Below are 17,680 nucleotides of genomic sequence, written 5' to 3' on the forward strand. Positions count from 1 at the left end.
GCACTCATCGCGGCTCCTTCAGCACTTCTCGGACCGTCGACAGCTGACGACGCGAAACCACGACGGGCTCCGGAACGCCGTCGAGCCGCAGGGCCCAGCCTTCGGCATCCTCGCCATCGTCGTATTTCTCGAGCGCGCGAATCGCCGAACGTGCCACCAGCGCATTGCGGTGCACCCGCACGAAGCGCGCGGGATAGCGCTCCTCGAGTTCGGAAAGCGAGCCGTCGAAGATGTGGCTGCGAGACACTGTGCGGACGGTGAGGTACTTGAACTCGGATTTGAGATACAGCACCTCGGACAACGGCACGCGCTCGGTGCGGCCGCGATCCTGGATGAGCAGCACGTCTTGCGGTTCCTCCGCGGGCGCCGGCCGCCGGTCTCGGAGATGCCGCTCGACCTTCTGCAAAGCCTGTTGAAGGCGTTCGCCCCTGACGGGCTTCGTCAGATAGTCGACCGCTTCGAGCTCGAAGGCTGTCACCGCGTGCGCGGCATAGGCCGTGACGAACACCACGGCTGGCGCACCTTGCTGGCTGCGAAGGCTGCGCGCAAGTTCAAGGCCGTCGATGCCGGGCATGTGGACGTCGAGCAGCACGACATCGAAATGGGTGGCGGCCAGGCATTTCAATGCCGCGTCGCCGTTCGCGGCCTCGGCCACGACTTCGGCGGCGGGCGAGTTGCAGTCGGCCAGGAGCGCGCGCATGCGGGAGCGCGCCAGCGCTTCGTCATCGACGATCAGGGTGCGAAGAGTGCTCATGATCCAGCGGGAATGGCAATGCGGACACGGTAGTTCTTCTGGTCCATGCCGGCGCTGAATTGCGCCTGCATGTCGTGCAGAAGGCGCAGCCGGTCGCGCACATTGGCGAGTGCGATGCCGTGGCCGCGCGGAAGGGGTTCGTCGGCCCAGCGCAGAGGAGGAAGACTGTTGATGACCTCGATCAGCACCATGCTGCCCCGGCGTTCCGTGCGGATGCGCAGCTTGGCGGTTTCCGGGCTCGGCTCGACGCCATGCTTGACCGCGTTTTCCACGAGCGGCTGCAGCAGCAGGGGCGGCAGGCGGGCCGAGTTGGCATTGGGGTCGATGTCCCAGCGCACGCGCATGCGGTCGCCGAAACGCACCTGTTCGATGGCAAGGTAGCGCTCGGCCAGCGCGATCTCATCAGCAAGGGTGACCGACTCGCCGGGGTCGGCCAGCGCCTGCCGGAACAGTTCACTCAGGTCCTCAAGCATCGCTTCGGCCTTCGCAGGCTCTTCGCGCACGAGTGCGATCGCGCTGTTGAGCGTGTTGAAGAGAAAGTGCGGCCGGATGCGCGACTGCAGTTCCTCGAGCCTTGCGGTGGTCGCCGCCGGGGTCTGCCCCCTGGCTCGCAGCACCAGCGCCGCCATCATCAAGCTTGCAAACAAGGCGCCCGCCAACGCACTGGCTACCCAAGGGGCTGTGCCGACGACGCCCGTCAAGCGCAGCAGCCCGCACCCGTAGAGGCCCGAGACCGCCCCAAGCAGGGCCCCGGCCACGTATTGCCCTCGCAGCGGCAGCCGGCCAAGCAGCTTCTTGAGCGCACATGCGGCAAGCAACCAGAGCAAGGTCGCGGGCAACGCGCCGCCCGTCACCGTTGCGGCAAGCAGCAGCCACTCGGACACCGTGGGCGCGAGAAACAGCGCGACAATCGCGACGACTGTCTCCACGAACAGCACCGCGCGCAGCACCACGCCGATCTGGCACGCATCGAAAACCACCGACCCGGCGCGCAGCGGCGCGCGCACCCCGGCCTGCATGGGCGTCGACGATGAAGGGGCGGCCGATAAAATCGACGGGTTGCGCATCAATGAAACACTGGGTGACAAACCCATTATTGCCTCCCGATCGTTTCCCATGACCCAAAACCAACTCGACAAGAAATCCGAAGCCTGGTCCGCCCTGTTCTCCGAACCGATGAGCGACCTGGTCAAACGCTATACATCGAGTGTCTTCTTCGACAAGCGGCTGTGGCAGGCCGACATTGAGGGTTCGCTGGCGCATGCGGCGATGTTGGCAGCACAGGGCATCATCGCCGCGCAGGACCATGCCGCAATCGAACGCGGGATGATGCAGATTCGCAACGAAATCGAATCTGGAAGCTTCGAATGGAAGCTCGACCTCGAAGACGTGCACCTGAACATCGAGGCCCGCCTCACACAATTGGTAGGCGACGCCGGCAAGCGGCTCCACACCGGCCGCAGCCGCAACGACCAGGTGGCGACGGACGTCAGGCTCTGGCTGCGTGGCGAGATCGACCTGATCGGCGGACTCCTGGTCGACCTTCAGAAGTCGCTGCTCGACATCGCCGAGAAGAATGTCGAAGTGATCATGCCGGGCTTTACCCATCTGCAGGTGGCGCAGCCGGTGAGCTTCGGCCACCACATGCTGGCCTACGTGGAGATGTTCTCGCGCGACGCCGAGCGCATGGCGGACGTCCGCAAGCGCGTCAATCGCCTGCCGCTCGGTGCAGCCGCCCTCGCAGGCACGAGCTATCCGCTGGACCGCGAGGCCGTGGCCACGGCGCTCGGCATGGACGGCGTCTGCCAGAACAGCCTCGACGCCGTGAGCGACCGCGATTTCGCGATCGAATTCGCCGCGGCCGCCTCGCTCGCCATGGTTCACATCAGCCGGCTGAGCGAAGAACTCGTGTTGTGGATGAGCCAATCCTTCGGTTTCATCGACATCGCCGACCGCTTCTGCACGGGCAGCTCGATCATGCCGCAGAAGAAAAATCCGGACGTGCCTGAACTGGCGCGCGGCAAGACCGGCCGGGTGGTTGGTCACCTGATGGGGCTGATCACCCTCATGAAAGGCCAGCCGCTGGCCTACAACAAGGACAACCAGGAAGACAAGGAGCCCCTGTTCGACACCGTCGACACGCTCAAGGACACGCTGCGCATCTTCTCGGAAATGGTCGGCGGCATCACGGTGAAGCCCGAAGCCATGGAAGTCGCGGCCCTGCGAGGCTATGCCACTGCCACCGACCTGGCCGACTACCTGGTCAAGAAGGGCCTGCCTTTCCGCGACGCCCATGAGACCGTGGCGCACGCGGTCAAGGCGGCGATTTCGCACAAGGTGGACCTGTCGGAACTCCCGCTGACTGTGCTCCAGGGCTTCAATCCGACGATCGAAAAAGACGTTTACGGCGTGCTCAGCTTGCGCGGCTCGTTGACGGCGCGCAACATCCTCGGCGGCACGGCACCGGCGCAGGTGCGCCAGCAGATCGCCCGGCACCGCGCGCGGCTTTCCTGAGCAATACGCCATTGGACGGGCCCATGCCGGCCGTCAGATGTGTTCCCAATTGTAAATTTGTAGTGCTAAAGTTTGGCATGCTTTGCGCTTGCGCTCCTGGAGGCCGCCGCCCGAAGCCCGTCATCGAGCGCCCAATCCCATGGAAACATCCAGCTGCGTCGTCGTCATCCTGACTTTCAATTCCGCCTCGATCATTCGGGAAACCGTGTCGCAGGCGAAGAAGGTGAGTCCTCACGTGTTCGCGGTCGACTCGCATTCGACCGACGGCACGCCCGCGATCCTGGCCGAATTGGGCTGCACCGTCGTGCAGCGTCCTTTTTCGAACTACAGCGACCAGCGCAACTGGGCCATTTCGCAGATCGAGCCGTCTTACGGCTGGCAACTCCACCTCGACGCCGATGAAGTGCTCGATGACCGGGCGGTCGCCGAAATCAATGCGGTTCTGGCCGACACGCCCGAGTTCGACGCCTACCTGATCCGCCGGCGCGACTATTTCATGGGCAAGATGCTGCGCTTCAGCGGCGTCAATCCGTGGCACCTGCGGCTCTTTCGCTCGGGTGTCGGGCGCTGCGAATCGCGGCTCTACGACCAGCACTTCATCAGTCCCGCAAAGCCCGGCCGGCTGAACGGCTTCATGCACGACAAGAACTCCGCCCGGTTGAGCGACTGGATCGCAAGCCACAATCGCTGGAGCGATGCCGAAGCCAAGGAAAAGCTCGGCCCCTGCACCGCGTCCGACAACGTCTTGCAGCCGCGGCTGACAGGCGATGCGCGCGAACGCACGCGCTTCATCAAGGAAATCTATTACAAGCTTCCCACCGGCCTGCGTTCGGTCAGCTACTTCGTCTACCGCTATGTGTTTCGCCTGGGCTTCCTGGACGGCAGGACGGGGTTCTACTTCGCTTTCTTCCAGGCACTGTGGTTTCGCATGCTGGTCGACGCGAAGATGTATGAAAAACGCACCCAGCAATCCCTGAATTGACCCTGAATCGACATTTACGGAGTGATCACGCGCATGCGTCAATACAACGCCTCCAAGCGAATGCTCGTCACCGGCGGCGCCGGTTTTCTCGGCAGCCACCTGTGCGACCGCCTCCTCGAACAGGGGCATGACGTGCTGTGCGTCGACAACTTCTTCACCGGCACGAAGCGCAACGTCGAGCACCTGCTGGACCATCCGCGCTTCGAACTGATGCGGCACGACGTCACCTTTCCTCTTTATGTCGAAGTGGACGAGATCTTCAACCTCGCCTGCCCGGCGTCGCCGATCCACTACCAGCACGATCCGGTGCAGACCACCAAGACCAGCGTGCACGGCGCCATCAACATGCTCGGGCTGGCCAAGCGCGTGCGCGCCAAGATCCTGCAGGCTTCCACCAGCGAAGTCTATGGCGACCCCGAGATCCATCCGCAGGTCGAAGAATATTGGGGCCGCGTGAACCCGATCGGCCTTCGCAGCTGCTACGACGAAGGCAAGCGCTGCGCCGAAACGCTGTTCTTCGACTATCACCGCCAGCACAAGCTGCGCATCAAGGTCGTGCGCATCTTCAACACCTACGGGCCGCGCATGCACCTGAACGACGGCCGCGTGGTGTCGAACTTCATCGTGCAGGCGCTCCGTGGTCAGGACATCACCATCTACGGCGACGGCCAGCAGACGCGCAGCTTCTGCTACGTGGACGACCTGATCGAAGCGATGCTGCGCATGATGAACACCGGCGACGAGGTGCCCGGCCCGATCAACATCGGCAACCCGGGCGAGTTCTCGATGCTCGACCTGGCCAACAAGGTCATCGAACTCACGGGCTCGAAGAGCAAGCTGGTGCGCATGCCGCTGCCCGCGGACGACCCCAAGCAGCGTCGCCCCGACATCTCGATGGCGCAAAAGGAACTCGACGGCTGGGCGCCCCGCACCCAGTTGGATGAAGGACTGAAGCAGACAATCGCCTTTTTCGACAAGATCCTCGCGGAATCCACCGCGACCTGACCTCATGAATATCACGATCATCGGCACCGGCTACGTCGGGCTCGTCACGGGCGCGTGCCTTGCAGACATCGGCAACAACGTCTTCTGTCTCGACGTGGACGAACGCAAGATCGCCACGCTCAACTCGGGCGGCATTCCGATCTACGAACCCGGCCTCGGCGACCTGGTCGAGTCGAATGTCGCGGCCAAGCGCATCTCCTTCTCCACCGACATCGAAGCCGCCGTCGCGCATGGCGACGTCCAGTTCATCGCCGTCGGAACGCCGCCTGACGAAGATGGCAGCGCCGACATGCAGTATGTGCTGGCCGCCGCCCGCAACATCGGCAAGTACATGGACAGCTTCAAGGTCGTGGTCGACAAGTCGACGGTGCCCGTGGGCACGGCCGACCGCGTCACGGCAGTCATCCAGGAAGAACTCGACAAGCGTGGACGCTCCGACCTGCGCTTCTCCGTCGTCAGCAACCCCGAGTTCCTGAAGGAAGGTGCGGCGGTCGAGGATTTCATGCGGCCCGACCGCATCGTCATCGGCTATTCGGACGACGATCACGGCCGCGAAGCGCTGGGCTGGATGCGCAAGTTGTATGCACCCTTCAACCGCAACCACGAACGCACGCGCGTGATGGACGTGCGCTCCGCCGAGTTCACCAAGTACGCCGCCAACGCGATGCTCGCCACGCGCATCAGCTTCATGAACGAGCTGGCCAATCTGGCCGATCGCGTGGGCGCCGACATCGAAGCGGTGCGCCAGGGCATCGGCTCCGACCCGCGCATCGGCTACAGCTTTCTGTACTCCGGCACGGGCTACGGCGGAAGCTGCTTCCCCAAGGACATCCAGGCGCTGGCGCGCACCGCGCGCGGCAACGGCCAGACGCTGCGCGTGCTCGAAGCGGTGGAAGCCGTCAACAACGAGCAGAAACGCGCACTCACCAACAAGGTGCTCGCCCGCTTCGGCAAGGACCTGAGCGGACGGACCTTCGCGCTGTGGGGCCTGGCCTTCAAGCCGAACACCGACGACATGCGCGAAGCACCCAGCCGCGTCGTGATCGACGTGCTGCTTCGCGCGGGCGCCAAGGTGGTGGCGCACGACCCGATCGCGGTCGAGGAGACCCGGCGCGTGCTGCAGCTGGATTTCGCGGACGCACCCTCGCTGCTCGACCGGATCAGCTTCTGCTCGCCCAAGGACCCGATGAGCGCCCTCGACGGTGCGGACGCGCTGGTCATCGTCACCGAGTGGAAGGCCTATCGCAGCCCCAACCTCGAGCGGCTCAAGTCGCTGATGAAGTCGCCGGTGATCTTCGACGGCCGCAACCTGTACGAGCCGAGCACGATGAAGGAAGCCGGCATCGTCTATCAAGGCATCGGGCGCAACAGCTTCTGAGCCCGAAGACGTCGCGCTGAATCCGAGCGGGCGTCTGGTCCGTACCCACGGCATGCCCACCGTTGGCACACAATCCGCCCATGAGTGCTCCCAGCCCCGACGCCGAATTGATCGCACTGATCGATCGGGTCGGGCAGCGCGACGAATCAGCCCTCCGCCAGCTGTACGAACGCACCTCGCCGAAGCTGTTCGGCCTCGCGATGCGCATCGTGCGTCAGCGCGAATGGGCGGAAGATGTCCTGCAGGAGACGTTCTTGACGATCTGGCGCGTGGCGGGCGACTACCGCAACTCGCTCAGCCCGCCGATGGCATGGATGGGCCTCATCGTGCGCAGCCGGTCGCTGGACCTGCTGCGCCGTCGCACGGCAGACCGCGCCCAGTCCACGCAAGAGTTCGACGAGGTGATGGCCGAGACCTTCGAATCCGATGCCGCCAGCCCCATGGACACGGCTGACGCGAGCGAGCAGGCATGGGCGCTGCACCAATGCCTGCGTCAGCTCGAAGGCCGGCAGCGCGAACTCGTGAGCCTGGCCTACCTGCGCGACCTGAGCCACGTCGAACTGGCCGAACAGCTCAAGCTGCCGCTGGGCACCGTCAAGACATGGATTCGGCGCGGGCTTGAAAAGCTCCGCACCTGCATGAAGCAATTCGCGTGAGGGCTGCCACATGAACCTCTCCGCCCACCCCGAATTGCTCGAATTGCTTGCGGCGAGCCACGCGCTCGGCACGCTGCGGGGTGGCGCCCGCCGACGCTTCGAAGCCATGGCACGCGAGCAGGCGCCTGTGCGTGCCGCCGCGCTGGCCTGGCAAGGCCGGCTCGCGAGCATGGCCGAGCTTCAACCGTCCGTGACGCCGGATCCGGCGGTCTTGACACGCATCCGCAACCTGATCGATGCGGAAAAGCAGCAGGAAGCGATTGCGGCCCAGCGTCAAGCGCCTGCGCCGCCTGCCCCCGAGAACGGTGGCTGGATGCACAGCCTCGCGCTCTGGCGCGGCGCCGCGGCGGCCGGGGTGTTCGCCGCCGTGGTGGCGATCGTGGTGGGCCTGAATCTCCAGCAGCAGTTGCGCAATGCGCCGAGCGAGCAATACGTTGCCGTGCTGTCCGATGACAAGGCTGCCGCGTCCATGCTCGTGACCTTCGATCCGAAGAACCGGCAACTCGTGCTCCAGCGCCTCGGCGACTTTCGCGAGAGCGAGGACAAGTCGCTTCAGCTGTGGGCGCTTCCCCCAGGCCGTGCGCCACGCTCGCTCGGTGTGCTCGGCAGCGAATCCACGATCAGGCTGACAGCTTCGGAGGCCGATGTGCAAGGCGTCCCGGCGCTGGCGATCTCGCTCGAACCGAAGGGCGGTGTTCCGGCCGGGCAACCGCCGAGCGGCCCGATCCTGTTCAAGGGCCCGCTGATCCAGAAGGCGATCTGACGACCCGTTACCATTTGCCGACGCGTGGGCACGACTCGCCAACGCATTCAAGTCGAAGGACGTTTTGATTCCATGGTGTCGATGAAAGCTTCCCGCCTTGCCGTTCTCTCGCTTGCGCTGCTGACCGCGCTCGCATCGCAGGCGCAGACCACCTCGGTCAACGACGCCACCGCACGCTCGCCCGCCTACGTTGCTGCCCAAGCCCGCTGGCAGAGCGAATTGGACGCCTTCGCGAAAGCCGACCGCGAACATCCGCCCGCCAGCGGCGGCGTGCTGTTCGTCGGCAGCTCCACCATCCGCATGTGGCCGGACATCGCGCGGGACTTCCGACAGCAGCCGGTCGTGATCAACCGCGGCTTCGGCGGTTCGACGATGGAAGATTCCAGCTTGTTCGCCCGCGAACTCGTCGTACGCTACAAGCCCAGGCTCGTGCTGGTCTACGCCGGCGACAACGATCTCGCCGAAGGCCGTACGCCGATGCAGGTACTCGAAAGCTTCGCGCGCTTCGCGAACACCGTGCGCGCCGAACTGCCCGACACCCGAATCGCATTCATCTCGGTCAAGCCGAGCCCTTCGCGCGAGAAGCTGATGCCGCAGATCCGCGAGACCAACGACGTGATCGCAGCCTACCTCCGAAGGCTCCCCAACAGCGAATTCATCGACGTGTACACGCCCATGCTGGGTGCAGACGGCCGACCGCGCGCCGAGTTGTTCCGCGCCGACGAGCTGCACATGAATGACCAGGGCTATCGCCTCTGGCAGTCGTTGATCGAGTCGCACCTGCCGGATCCCGCGACTCGGCCCGATCCTTCAGTCGCCCAGGGGCTGCGTTAAGCGGCCAGGCGTCTTCTTCCGTTCGTCCCCCCACTGGCTGATGCGCGCGACAGCGTAGAGCCCGCAGAACACCACGGCCAACAGCAGCGCATCGCCCCACCAGGGGCGTGCGGTCTGGCTGTCGCCGTAGATGGCCAGCACCAACAGCACCACCACCAGGTGCGCGCAGAACACGGGCAGCGAAGCCCGCCCCATCGCCTCCAGCCAATGCAGCCGCGGCATGCGCCGCATGAACGCCGGCCCGAACCGGATGGTGAGAATGCCGAGCACAACGAGGTTCACGATCCGAAGTGGTCCGAGCTGCCATTTGTCGAACAGCAGGTTGAGTTCCGCGTCACCGCCGAATGGCGCCTGCCCGTTGATGCCGTGATGCCGCCAGTAGACGCCGTAGACCGCCACCGCAGCGGCGACTGCGACCACCCACTTCGGAAATTGGAAAGGCCGGGCGCCGGGTGCATTGCGGCTCGCGCCCATCCACAAGCCGGCGAACCACAGGAATTGCCACGCCAATGCGTTGAAAGCGCCCGTCTCGTGAAACGGCACCGACAGCCCGAGGTGCCGAGCAGCGAATTCGTAGAGCCATTCGCTCAAGCCGAACTGCGCCACCGCCCAGATCGTCGCGCTCACCGTCATCACGCCAAGCCAACCGCGCCGCAATGCAAAGGCCAGCACCCACGGGCTCATCAGCATGAAGAAGATATACATCGGCAGGATGTCGAGGAGCGCCGGCTCGTAGATGAGCAGCAGCGAATAGATGAAGGCCTCGTGCGGATTGGCGAGATAGAACGACAACAGGTTCTTGACCGCCGGCTGGTCGATGCGCAGCCCCACTGCCGTGATGATCGTGAACAGGAACAGCAGCGTTGCCGCTTGGCTCAGATAGACCTTGAGCGCGCGCCGCCAGAAGGCCCGGCGCATGGAGTTCACGCCCTGGTTGTAGCTGACGCGGCTGTAGACCAGTCCCGACACAAAGGCCGACAGCAACACAAAACCTTCCGCGGCCGAGACGAAACCGAAGGGCTGCCCCAACGGATCGGTGAGGCGGGTTGGCAAATGGGTGACTGTCATCAACACGAGCATGAGCCCGCGCAGCGCGTCGATTTCCCAGTAGCGTTTCACTGGATGACCAAAATTCGTCGGGGGAATACCTACGCCAGCCTGCGGATCGCGTCGATGACGGTGGCGCTGTAGTTGCGCCATGTATAGGTGGCGGCGTGCTGCATCGCCTGCACCTTCATGGCAGGAAGCTCTTGCCTGTTCTGATTGAACCAGGCGAGCTTCTCGGCGATTTTCTCCGGCGAGCGAATCGGCACCAGGAAGCCGGTCTTGCCCTCGATGACCAGGTCTTCACCACCCGTGTTGGGCGTGATGACCAGCGGCAACCCCTGGCTCATGGCTTCCTGCATCACGAGCGCACGTCCCTCGAACAGCGAAGGCAGGCAGAAGACGTCGCAGCTTCGCATCAGCGTCAGCACTTCGGCGTGCGGTCGGCCACGCTCATAGGTGAAGTCAGCGTACTGCCGGCGGTAGAAGTCGTGGCCGCTGAGCGGTGTCCCCATCACGATCAGTTCGATGTTCTCGCCCTCGAGCAGGTGCATCGCCTGCAACAAATCGGCGAGTCCCTTGCGTTGGCCCATCGAGCCCGCGAAGAGCACGCGCAACGGGCGCGACGGGTCGACCGTTTCGGTCTGCTCGATGGGAGCCGAGAGCGGCGAGCCGAAAGGGGACACCACCCGCGCCTTGTCCGCTGCCCATGCCGGCAATGAATCGGCGACAAAGCGGCTTGGAACGACCACCAGGTCGGCAAGCTCGAGTTCCTGGACCTTGCGCCCCACCTTGGCCTCGGAATCGGACATGCCGCCGCCCAGCGTATCGACCCACTCGGGAAGGCGCTGCGCTTCGTCCTGCATCAGCCGACGGCCGACTTCCCAGTAGGCGATCGGAAGGTCATAGACGCGATGAATGCCGAGTGCCTTCGCCGCCTTGAAACTTTCGACCGCCGAGTCCTCGTAGGCGTAGACGGCGCCGAGGCGCTCCTGCCGGTGCACGCGCGGCAACACCCGCGCCACGAAGCGATCGAAATCACGGAGCACCCCGTCGATCGACGCGAACCCTTCTTCATGGCGCCGCAAGTAGTCCCAGCCGTATCGATTGCACATCATCCGCGCGAACTCGCGCCACGGATGCAGGAGGAGCTTTTCATTGGGCAGATCGAAGCGTCGCCGAAGGAGGTCTCGACCGAACTTCTCGGGCACCAGCTTGAGGGCGAGGCTGTCCGAACGAACGGCGAAAGTGGTTGCAAAGCGAGCCAACATATCGGCGGCTTCCAGGCCATCGAGCATGGCTCGAACGTTCTGGTTGCCGGCGGGGTGGCTGAACAACAATTTCATACCGATCGATCATAGTGGAGGCACATTGCGTGCCAGAGCCGCGCGTCGCCCATGCGCTACCCTTCGTGCCGAAGGAGAAGTCCGTTGAAAACAAGAACGACATCGCGCTGCCTGGCCACCATGACGCTGGCCCTGTGCGCCCTGGGTGCGCACGCCTTGCAGGTCACCAGCCTCACGCCGCAGGGCGAGATCGCGCGCATTCGCCAGGTCGTTGCCAAGTTCGATCAGGCCGCCGTCAACTTCGGCGACCCCAAGGCGCCGGCACCGCTCGCGGTCAGTTGCACCGACGCGCAAGCCGCCAAAGGCACGGGGCGCTGGACCAGCGACAAACAATGGGTCTTCGATTTCGAGAACGATCTGCCCCCCGGCGTGCGCTGCACGGTCACGCGCGTGGCTGGATTCAAGTCGCCCGCTGGTGCCGATCTGGCCGGGCCCGAGCGCTACCAGTTCAACAGCGGCGGCCCTTTCATTCGCAACTGGCAGCCGAGCTACGGAAAGATCGACGAGCAGCAGTTGTTCATGCTCGAACTCAGCGGCCCCGCCATGCCCGAGAGCGTTCAGGGCAACGTGTGGTGCGCAGCGGACGGCATTGGTGAACGCATCCCGGTCAAGCTGATCGATGGTGCGCAGCGCAGCGCGCTGCTCAAGTCTTTCGGCCGCGACAAGGACGCAGAAAAGTCCCCCCAGCGTTTCGTGACGCTGCAGTGCAATCGAACGCTGCCCGCCGGCAGCCGCGTGCAGCTTGTCTACGGCAAGGGCGTCGCCACGCCTTCGGGCGTGGTCAACAACGTTGAACGACGTCTCAGCTTCGAGGTGCGGGAACCCTTTGCGGTCTCGTTCAGTTGCGAGCGCGAGAACGCGCAGTCCGCGTGCCTGCCGCTGCGGCCGATGGAACTGCGGTTCAACGCATCGGTGACCCGCAAGCTGGCCGCACAGATCGCGCTCAAGGGCGATGGCAAGACCTTCAAGCCGAAGTTCGAAGACAACGTGGCGAACGACGAGGACGCGGTGGTCGAATCGGTGAGCTTCCCGGCGCCCTTCGCCGAGCAGACGCAGTTCACCATCGAACTGCCGCCGACGTTCCAGGACGCCTCCGGCCGCGCGCTCGCTTCGCCCGACAGTTTTCCGCTGAAGGTCTCGACCGGCGCGATGCCGCCGCTCGCCAAGTTCGCCGCATCGCCCTTCGGTGTGGTCGAGCGCCTGGCCGAGCCGGATGGCGTGGCGCTGATGCCGGTGACGGTACGGCGCGTCGAGCCCGCGCTGCAGGTCCAGGCACTCACGCCCGGCAAGGTCAGCGACATGAATCCGAAGACCGACGCGGAAATCATCGCGTGGTTCCGCAAGGTGCGCCGCTACGACAACTACACCGTCTCTCGCAAGCAGGCGGCCCGGGACGTGAAGGGCGCGCTGCCGAAGGTGATCGACAAGGACGATCGCGACAACATCCAAACGCGCATGGTCTCGTTGCTCGCAGGACAGAGCGGCGTCAAGTCGCTGGACATGCCCAAGACCGAGGGCACGGACCCTCGGCCTTTCGAGGTGGTCGGGATTCCGCTGACGCCGGGCTTTCACGTATTGGAGATCGCATCGCAGAAACTCGGAGACGCGCTGCTCGACGAACGCTACGGCAACGGCCGCACGATGTACGTGCGCACCACTGCACTGGCGACCAACCTCGCCGTGCACTTCAAGCTGGGCCGGGAGAACTCGATGGCCTGGGTGACCACGCTGGACAAGGGCAAAGTGGTGGCGAACGCCAGTGTTCGCGTGTCGAGTTGCGACGGCAAGGAAGTGGCCACGGGCACGACCGACGTGAACGGCGTCGTGCAGTTGTCGGGTATCTCGTCCAATGCACCCGGTTGCTCAAGCGACGAGGACTACAGCGCCGACGCCTACTTCGTCAGCGCCCGCGCCAAGGATGCGACGGGCGTCGAAGACCTCGCCTTCACCTGGACCGATTGGCAGCGCGGCATCGAGCCCTGGCGTTTCAATGTGCCGACGAGCCTCGAAGCCGAGCCCGACCGCATTGCCCACACCGTCTTCGACCGCACGCTGCTGCGTGCCGGCGAAACGGTGTCGATGAAGCACCTCATCCGCACGCAGACCCGCAACGGCTTCGGGCTGCCCGCGGACTTTCCCGACACCCTGGTCGTGACGCATGTCGGCAGCGGCCAGCAGTTCACCCAGCCGATCAAATGGCGCAACACCGCGACCGGCGGCCGCAGCGCAGAGAACACCTTCGACATCCCATCTGCCACCAAGCTCGGCATCTACCAGGTCGAGTTGCACAGCGGCGCCGGCGACGGCCAACGCAGCTACGGCACCGGCCAGTTCCGCGTGGAGGAGTTCCGCCTGCCGGTGCTCGAAGGCCGTATCGCGCCCAGCGACAAGAACCCGCTGGTCGCCGCCACCGCAGTGCCCGTCGACGTGCAGATCAACTACGTGGCTGGCGGCGGCGCGGCCAATCTGCCGGTGCGCGTGTCGGCGATGGTGCGCGGCAAGAGCCTCTCGTTCCCCGACTTCGATGCCTTCAGCTTCTCCCCACCCCGAAAGGAACGCACCGCGGCGAGCGACACCGGGGAAGAGGATTCGGCCGCGGACGACGCGCGCATCGTCGCCGACAAGCTGCCGCTCACGCTTGACCGCAACGGTGCCGGCAAGGTCGTCATCGACAAGATTCCGGCCGACAAGGCCACGCCGCGCGAACTGCTGCTCGAAGCCACCTATTCCGACCCCAACGGCGAGGTCCAGACCTTGCGCAGCACGCAGACGCTCTGGCCCGCCGCCGTCATCGCCGGCATCAAGACCGAAGGCTGGGTCTCGACGCGGCAGAAGATGCGTTTCCAGGCGCTCGCGCTCGACCTCGCCGGCAAGCCGCAGGAGGGCGTGACGCTCAATGTGCGTGCCGTGGCTCGCATCACCACGACGAGCCGCAAGCGGATGGTGGGCGGCTTCTACACCTACGACAACAAGACCGACGTCAAGGACATCGGCACCGTGTGCAGCGGCAAGAGCGATGCACGTGGCCTGCTCCTGTGCGAAGTCGACCTCAAGGAATCGGGCGAGATCGAACTCATCGCCAGCGCCACCGACAAGGACGGCCGCGACAGTCGTGCCGCCAGTTCTGTCTATGTCACGCGGCAGGGCGAACTCTGGTTCGGCGGCGCGGACAACGATCGCATCGACGTGCTCCCGGAAAAGAAGAGCTACCAGCCCGGCGACGTCGCCCGCTTCCAGGTGCGCAGCCCTTTCCGCTTTTCGACGGCGCTGGTGTCCGTCGAACGCGAGGGCGTGATCGAGACGCACGTCGTGCAGCTCAATGGCCAGGATCCGACGATCAGCCTGCAGATCAAGCCCGACTGGGGACCGAATGTCTACGTCAGCGTGCTCGCGCTGCGCGGGCGGCTGCGCGAGGTGCCGTGGTACAGCTTCTTCACCTGGGGCTTCAGGGCGCCGCGCGAATGGTGGACGGCCTTCTGGTACGAGGGCAAGGAGTACGTCGCGCCGACGGCGCTGGTGGACCTCAGCAAGCCGGCATTCAGGCTCGGATTGGCCGAGATCCGCGTCGGCACCCTGGCCCACCAGATCGACGTGAAAGTGGCGAGCGACAAGATCAGCTACCCGGTGCGCGGCCAAGCGCGAATCACGATCACCGGCAAGCTCCCCGACGGCAAGCCTGCAGCCGGCGCCGAAGTGGCGCTCGCGGCGGTGGACCAGTCACTGCTGGAACTGATGCCCAACGACAGCTGGAACCTGCTCGAAGCCATGCTCCAGCGGCGCAGTTGGGGCGTCAGCACTTCCACTGCGCAGATGGAAATCGTCGGCCGGCGGCACTACGGCCGAAAGGCGGTGCCGGCCGGTGGCGGCGGGGGCAAGAGTCCGACCCGCGAACTGCTCGACACCCTGCTGCTGTGGAAACCTGCGATCGTGCTCGACGCCAGCGGACAGGCCACGGTCACGGTCCCGCTGAACGACGCGCTGACCACCTTCAGGATCGTCGCCGTCGCCGATGCCGGTACCGGGCTGTTCGGCACCGGCCAGACCTCGATCCAGTCGACGCAAGACCTGCAGATCATCAGCGGCCTGCCGCCGCTGGTGCGCGAAGACGACCAGTTCCGCGCGCAGATCACGCTGCGCAACACGACTCACAAGGACATGAAGGTCGAGGCCACGCCGCGTGCCGCGCTGCTGACGCTGGCGCCTCAGACGGTGGACATCCCGGCCGGCGAAGCCCGCGAAGTGGCGTGGACCGTGACGGCGCCGGCGCAGCTCGCGCAAACACGCGCCGAAGCCATCCTGTGGGAAATCGAGGCCCGGGACACCCTGGGCGATGCGCGCGATGCGCTCAAGGTGCGCCAACGCATCGTGCCCGCCGTGCCGCTGACGGTGCAGCAGGCCACGCTCGCGCAGGTCGATGGACCCTTCACCCTCGACGTGTCGCCGCCGGCCGACGCCCTGCCCGGGCGCGGCGGCCTGCGTCTCTCGCTGCAGCCTCGATTGGCCGAAGGCCTGACCGGCGTGCGCGACTGGTTCGCCGCCTATCCCTACGCTTGCCTGGAGCAGAAGACCAGCAAGTCCATTGGCCTGCGCGATGTCAAGGCATGGCAGGTGGTCGTCGGGCAGTTGCCGAGCTACCTCGACAGCGACGGACTCGCCAACTACTTCCCGCCGCGCGACGGCGAAGCCAATCGTGGCAGCGACATCCTCACGGCCTATCTGATGGCGGCGACGCATGAAGCGGCGGCGCTCAACCCGGCTTTCGCACTGCCCGACGCCGCGCGGGCCCCCATGGAACAGGGCCTGATTGCTTTCGTCGAAGGCCGCATCCAGCGCGAGTTCTGGAGCCCCCGCAAGGACCTCGACGTGCGCAAGCTCGCCGCGCTCGAAGCGCTCTCGCGTTACGGAAAGGCCCAAGGCCGAATGACCGGGAGCATCGCCATCGCGCCCAATCAGTGGCCAACCAGCGCAGTGATCGACTGGCTCAACATCCTCAAGCGCGTGCAGGACGTGCCACGGCGCCAGCAACGCATCGAGGAAGCCGACAACGTCCTCAGGGCGCGCCTCGGCTACCAAGGGACGCGGCTGGTCTTCAGCACCGAACAGGACGACTATTGGTGGTGGCTGATGGTCAATGGCGATGTCAACACGGCGCGCCTGCTGCTCACGGTGATGGACGACCCGGCATGGAAGGATGACATTGCCAAGCTCGCCAACGGCTTCATCGGCCGGCAGCAGAACGGCGCCTGGCACACCACCACGGCCAACCTGTGGGGCGGCCTGGCGCTCGAGAAATTCTCGAAGCAATTCGAAAGCACGCCTGTCACAGGCATCACGGCCGCCAGCCTCGGCGCTGCCAAGGCACAGGTGGACTGGAGCAAGGTCGAACGCGTCAAGCCTGGCGATGTCGGCGGCGCGCCCAACCAGACCACGGCATTCGGCGCACCGGCGTCGCCGGGGAACCTGCGCAACAACAGCATGTTCCTGCCATGGCCCACATCGCCTGCTTCGCCTGCAGCCCACGACACGCTGCTCGTGACGCAGAGCGGCACCGGCAAGCCGTGGTTGACGGCGCAGTCGATCGCCGCCGTCGAACTCAAGGCGCCATTCGCGGCGGGCTATGCGATCAAGAAGGCCGTCACCCCCGTCGAGCAGGCAGTGCCCGGCATCTACACGCGCGGCGACGTGTTGCGCGTGAGCCTCGAAGTCAATGCAAGCGCTGACATGACGTGGGTGGCGATCACCGATCCGATCCCCGGCGGCGCGACGATCCTCGGCGGCGGTCTGGGGCGCGATTCACAGATCGCGACGCAGGGCGAGAAGCGCTCCGGCCGCGGCTGGCCCGCCTTCGAGGAACGCAGCTTCGAGGCCTTCCGCAGCTACTACGAATACCTGCCCAAGGGCGTCGTGAAGATGGAATACACCGTGCGGCTGAACAATGTCGGCGACTTCGCGCTGCCGCCCAGCCGCGTCGAGGCGCTCTATGCGCCGGAGATGTTCGGCGAGGCGCCGAATGCGCGGGTGAAGGTGGAGGCGGCGAAGTAGCGGCGCACGTCACGAACACCGCCGGCTTGAGCTTCTGCCCGATCTTGAGCAAACTGCGCGCTGCCCTCAAGGAGTGATGACGATGTGCAGAAGCATCAAGACCCTGTTCAACTTCGAGCCGCCCGCGACGGAAGAGGAGATGCGCGCCGCATCGCTTCAGTTCGTCCGCAAGCTGAGCGGGTTCAACCATCCATCGAAGGCCAACGAAGCGGCCTTCGATCGCGCGGTCGAAGACGTCACGGCCGCGGCGCGCGCGCTCATCACGTCGCTGGTGACGACCGCCGATCCGCGCGACCGCGAGATCGAAGCGGCGCGCGCCCGCGCCCGCACGGCTGCGCGCTTCGGCGCAGGCCAGTAGAGAG

13 protein-coding genes are annotated in these 17,680 nt (G+C 65.3%); 9 read left to right on the plus strand and 4 right to left on the minus strand.

What is annotated here, in order from left to right:
- Positions 1–4: 4 nt before the first annotated feature.
- Complete coding sequence (locus AC1DN9_RS12980; RefSeq protein WP_478100711.1) at positions 5–754, minus strand: LytR/AlgR family response regulator transcription factor; 750 nt, start codon at positions 752–754, stop codon at positions 5–7.
- Positions 751–1,821 carry a sensor histidine kinase gene (locus AC1DN9_RS12985; protein ID WP_478100768.1) on the minus strand — a complete coding sequence of 357 codons (1,071 nt, stop codon included), beginning with the start codon at positions 1,819–1,821 and terminating at the stop codon, positions 751–753. Before AC1DN9_RS12985 ends, AC1DN9_RS12980 begins: the two co-directional genes overlap by 4 nt.
- 49 nt (positions 1,822–1,870) lie before the next feature.
- On the opposite strand from AC1DN9_RS12985, the gene argH reads away from it, so the two are divergent.
- The 7 genes from argH to AC1DN9_RS13020 all read left to right on the plus strand — a co-directional run bounded on the left by argH (position 1,871) and on the right by AC1DN9_RS13020 (position 8,886).
- Entirely contained in the window at positions 1,871–3,268 is a 1,398-nt protein-coding gene (argH, locus tag AC1DN9_RS12990; RefSeq protein ID WP_478100713.1) for an argininosuccinate lyase, read from the plus strand.
- A gap of 139 nt (positions 3,269–3,407) precedes the next feature.
- On the plus strand, positions 3,408–4,250 hold the full coding sequence (locus AC1DN9_RS12995) for a glycosyltransferase family 2 protein (protein ID WP_478100715.1): 843 nt from the start codon (positions 3,408–3,410) through the stop codon (positions 4,248–4,250).
- A gap of 33 nt (positions 4,251–4,283) precedes the next feature.
- Positions 4,284–5,255, plus strand: a complete 972-nt coding sequence (locus AC1DN9_RS13000) for a UDP-glucuronic acid decarboxylase family protein (protein WP_478100717.1) — start codon at positions 4,284–4,286, stop codon at positions 5,253–5,255.
- Between the two features lie 4 nt (positions 5,256–5,259).
- Positions 5,260–6,633 carry a UDP-glucose dehydrogenase family protein gene (locus tag AC1DN9_RS13005; RefSeq protein WP_478100719.1) on the plus strand — a complete coding sequence of 458 codons (1,374 nt, stop codon included), beginning with the start codon at positions 5,260–5,262 and terminating at the stop codon, positions 6,631–6,633.
- 80 nt (positions 6,634–6,713) lie between these two features.
- Positions 6,714–7,289 (plus strand): RNA polymerase sigma factor, encoded by a 576-nt coding sequence (locus tag AC1DN9_RS13010; RefSeq protein ID WP_478100721.1) that lies wholly within the window; start codon positions 6,714–6,716, stop codon positions 7,287–7,289.
- Between the two features lie 10 nt (positions 7,290–7,299).
- Positions 7,300–8,052 carry an anti-sigma factor gene (locus AC1DN9_RS13015; protein WP_478100723.1) on the plus strand — a complete coding sequence of 251 codons (753 nt, stop codon included), beginning with the start codon at positions 7,300–7,302 and terminating at the stop codon, positions 8,050–8,052.
- 72 nt (positions 8,053–8,124) lie between these two features.
- Entirely contained in the window at positions 8,125–8,886 is a 762-nt protein-coding gene (locus tag AC1DN9_RS13020) for an SGNH/GDSL hydrolase family protein (protein ID WP_478100725.1), read from the plus strand.
- Here AC1DN9_RS13020 and opgC read toward each other — a convergent pair.
- Positions 8,863–10,005 (minus strand): OpgC domain-containing protein, encoded by a 1,143-nt coding sequence (gene opgC / locus AC1DN9_RS13025; RefSeq protein ID WP_478100727.1) that lies wholly within the window; start codon positions 10,003–10,005, stop codon positions 8,863–8,865. The genes AC1DN9_RS13020 and opgC overlap by 24 nt on opposite strands.
- Positions 10,006–10,034: 29 nt before the next feature.
- Complete coding sequence (locus tag AC1DN9_RS13030; protein WP_478100729.1) at positions 10,035–11,276, minus strand: glycosyltransferase family 4 protein; 1,242 nt, start codon at positions 11,274–11,276, stop codon at positions 10,035–10,037.
- Positions 11,277–11,396: 120 nt separating this feature from the next.
- Here AC1DN9_RS13030 and AC1DN9_RS13035 point away from each other — a divergent pair, with 120 nt between their 5' ends.
- Positions 11,397–17,318 carry an alpha-2-macroglobulin family protein gene (locus AC1DN9_RS13035; RefSeq protein ID WP_478100770.1) on the plus strand — a complete coding sequence of 1,974 codons (5,922 nt, stop codon included), beginning with the start codon at positions 11,397–11,399 and terminating at the stop codon, positions 17,316–17,318.
- Between the two features lie 82 nt (positions 17,319–17,400).
- Positions 17,401–17,676 carry a DUF2277 domain-containing protein gene (locus tag AC1DN9_RS13040; protein ID WP_478100731.1) on the plus strand — a complete coding sequence of 92 codons (276 nt, stop codon included), beginning with the start codon at positions 17,401–17,403 and terminating at the stop codon, positions 17,674–17,676.
- Positions 17,677–17,680 lie beyond the last annotated feature (4 nt).

The sequence above is a fragment of the Variovorax sp. 05L425 genome (genome assembly GCF_056397705.1).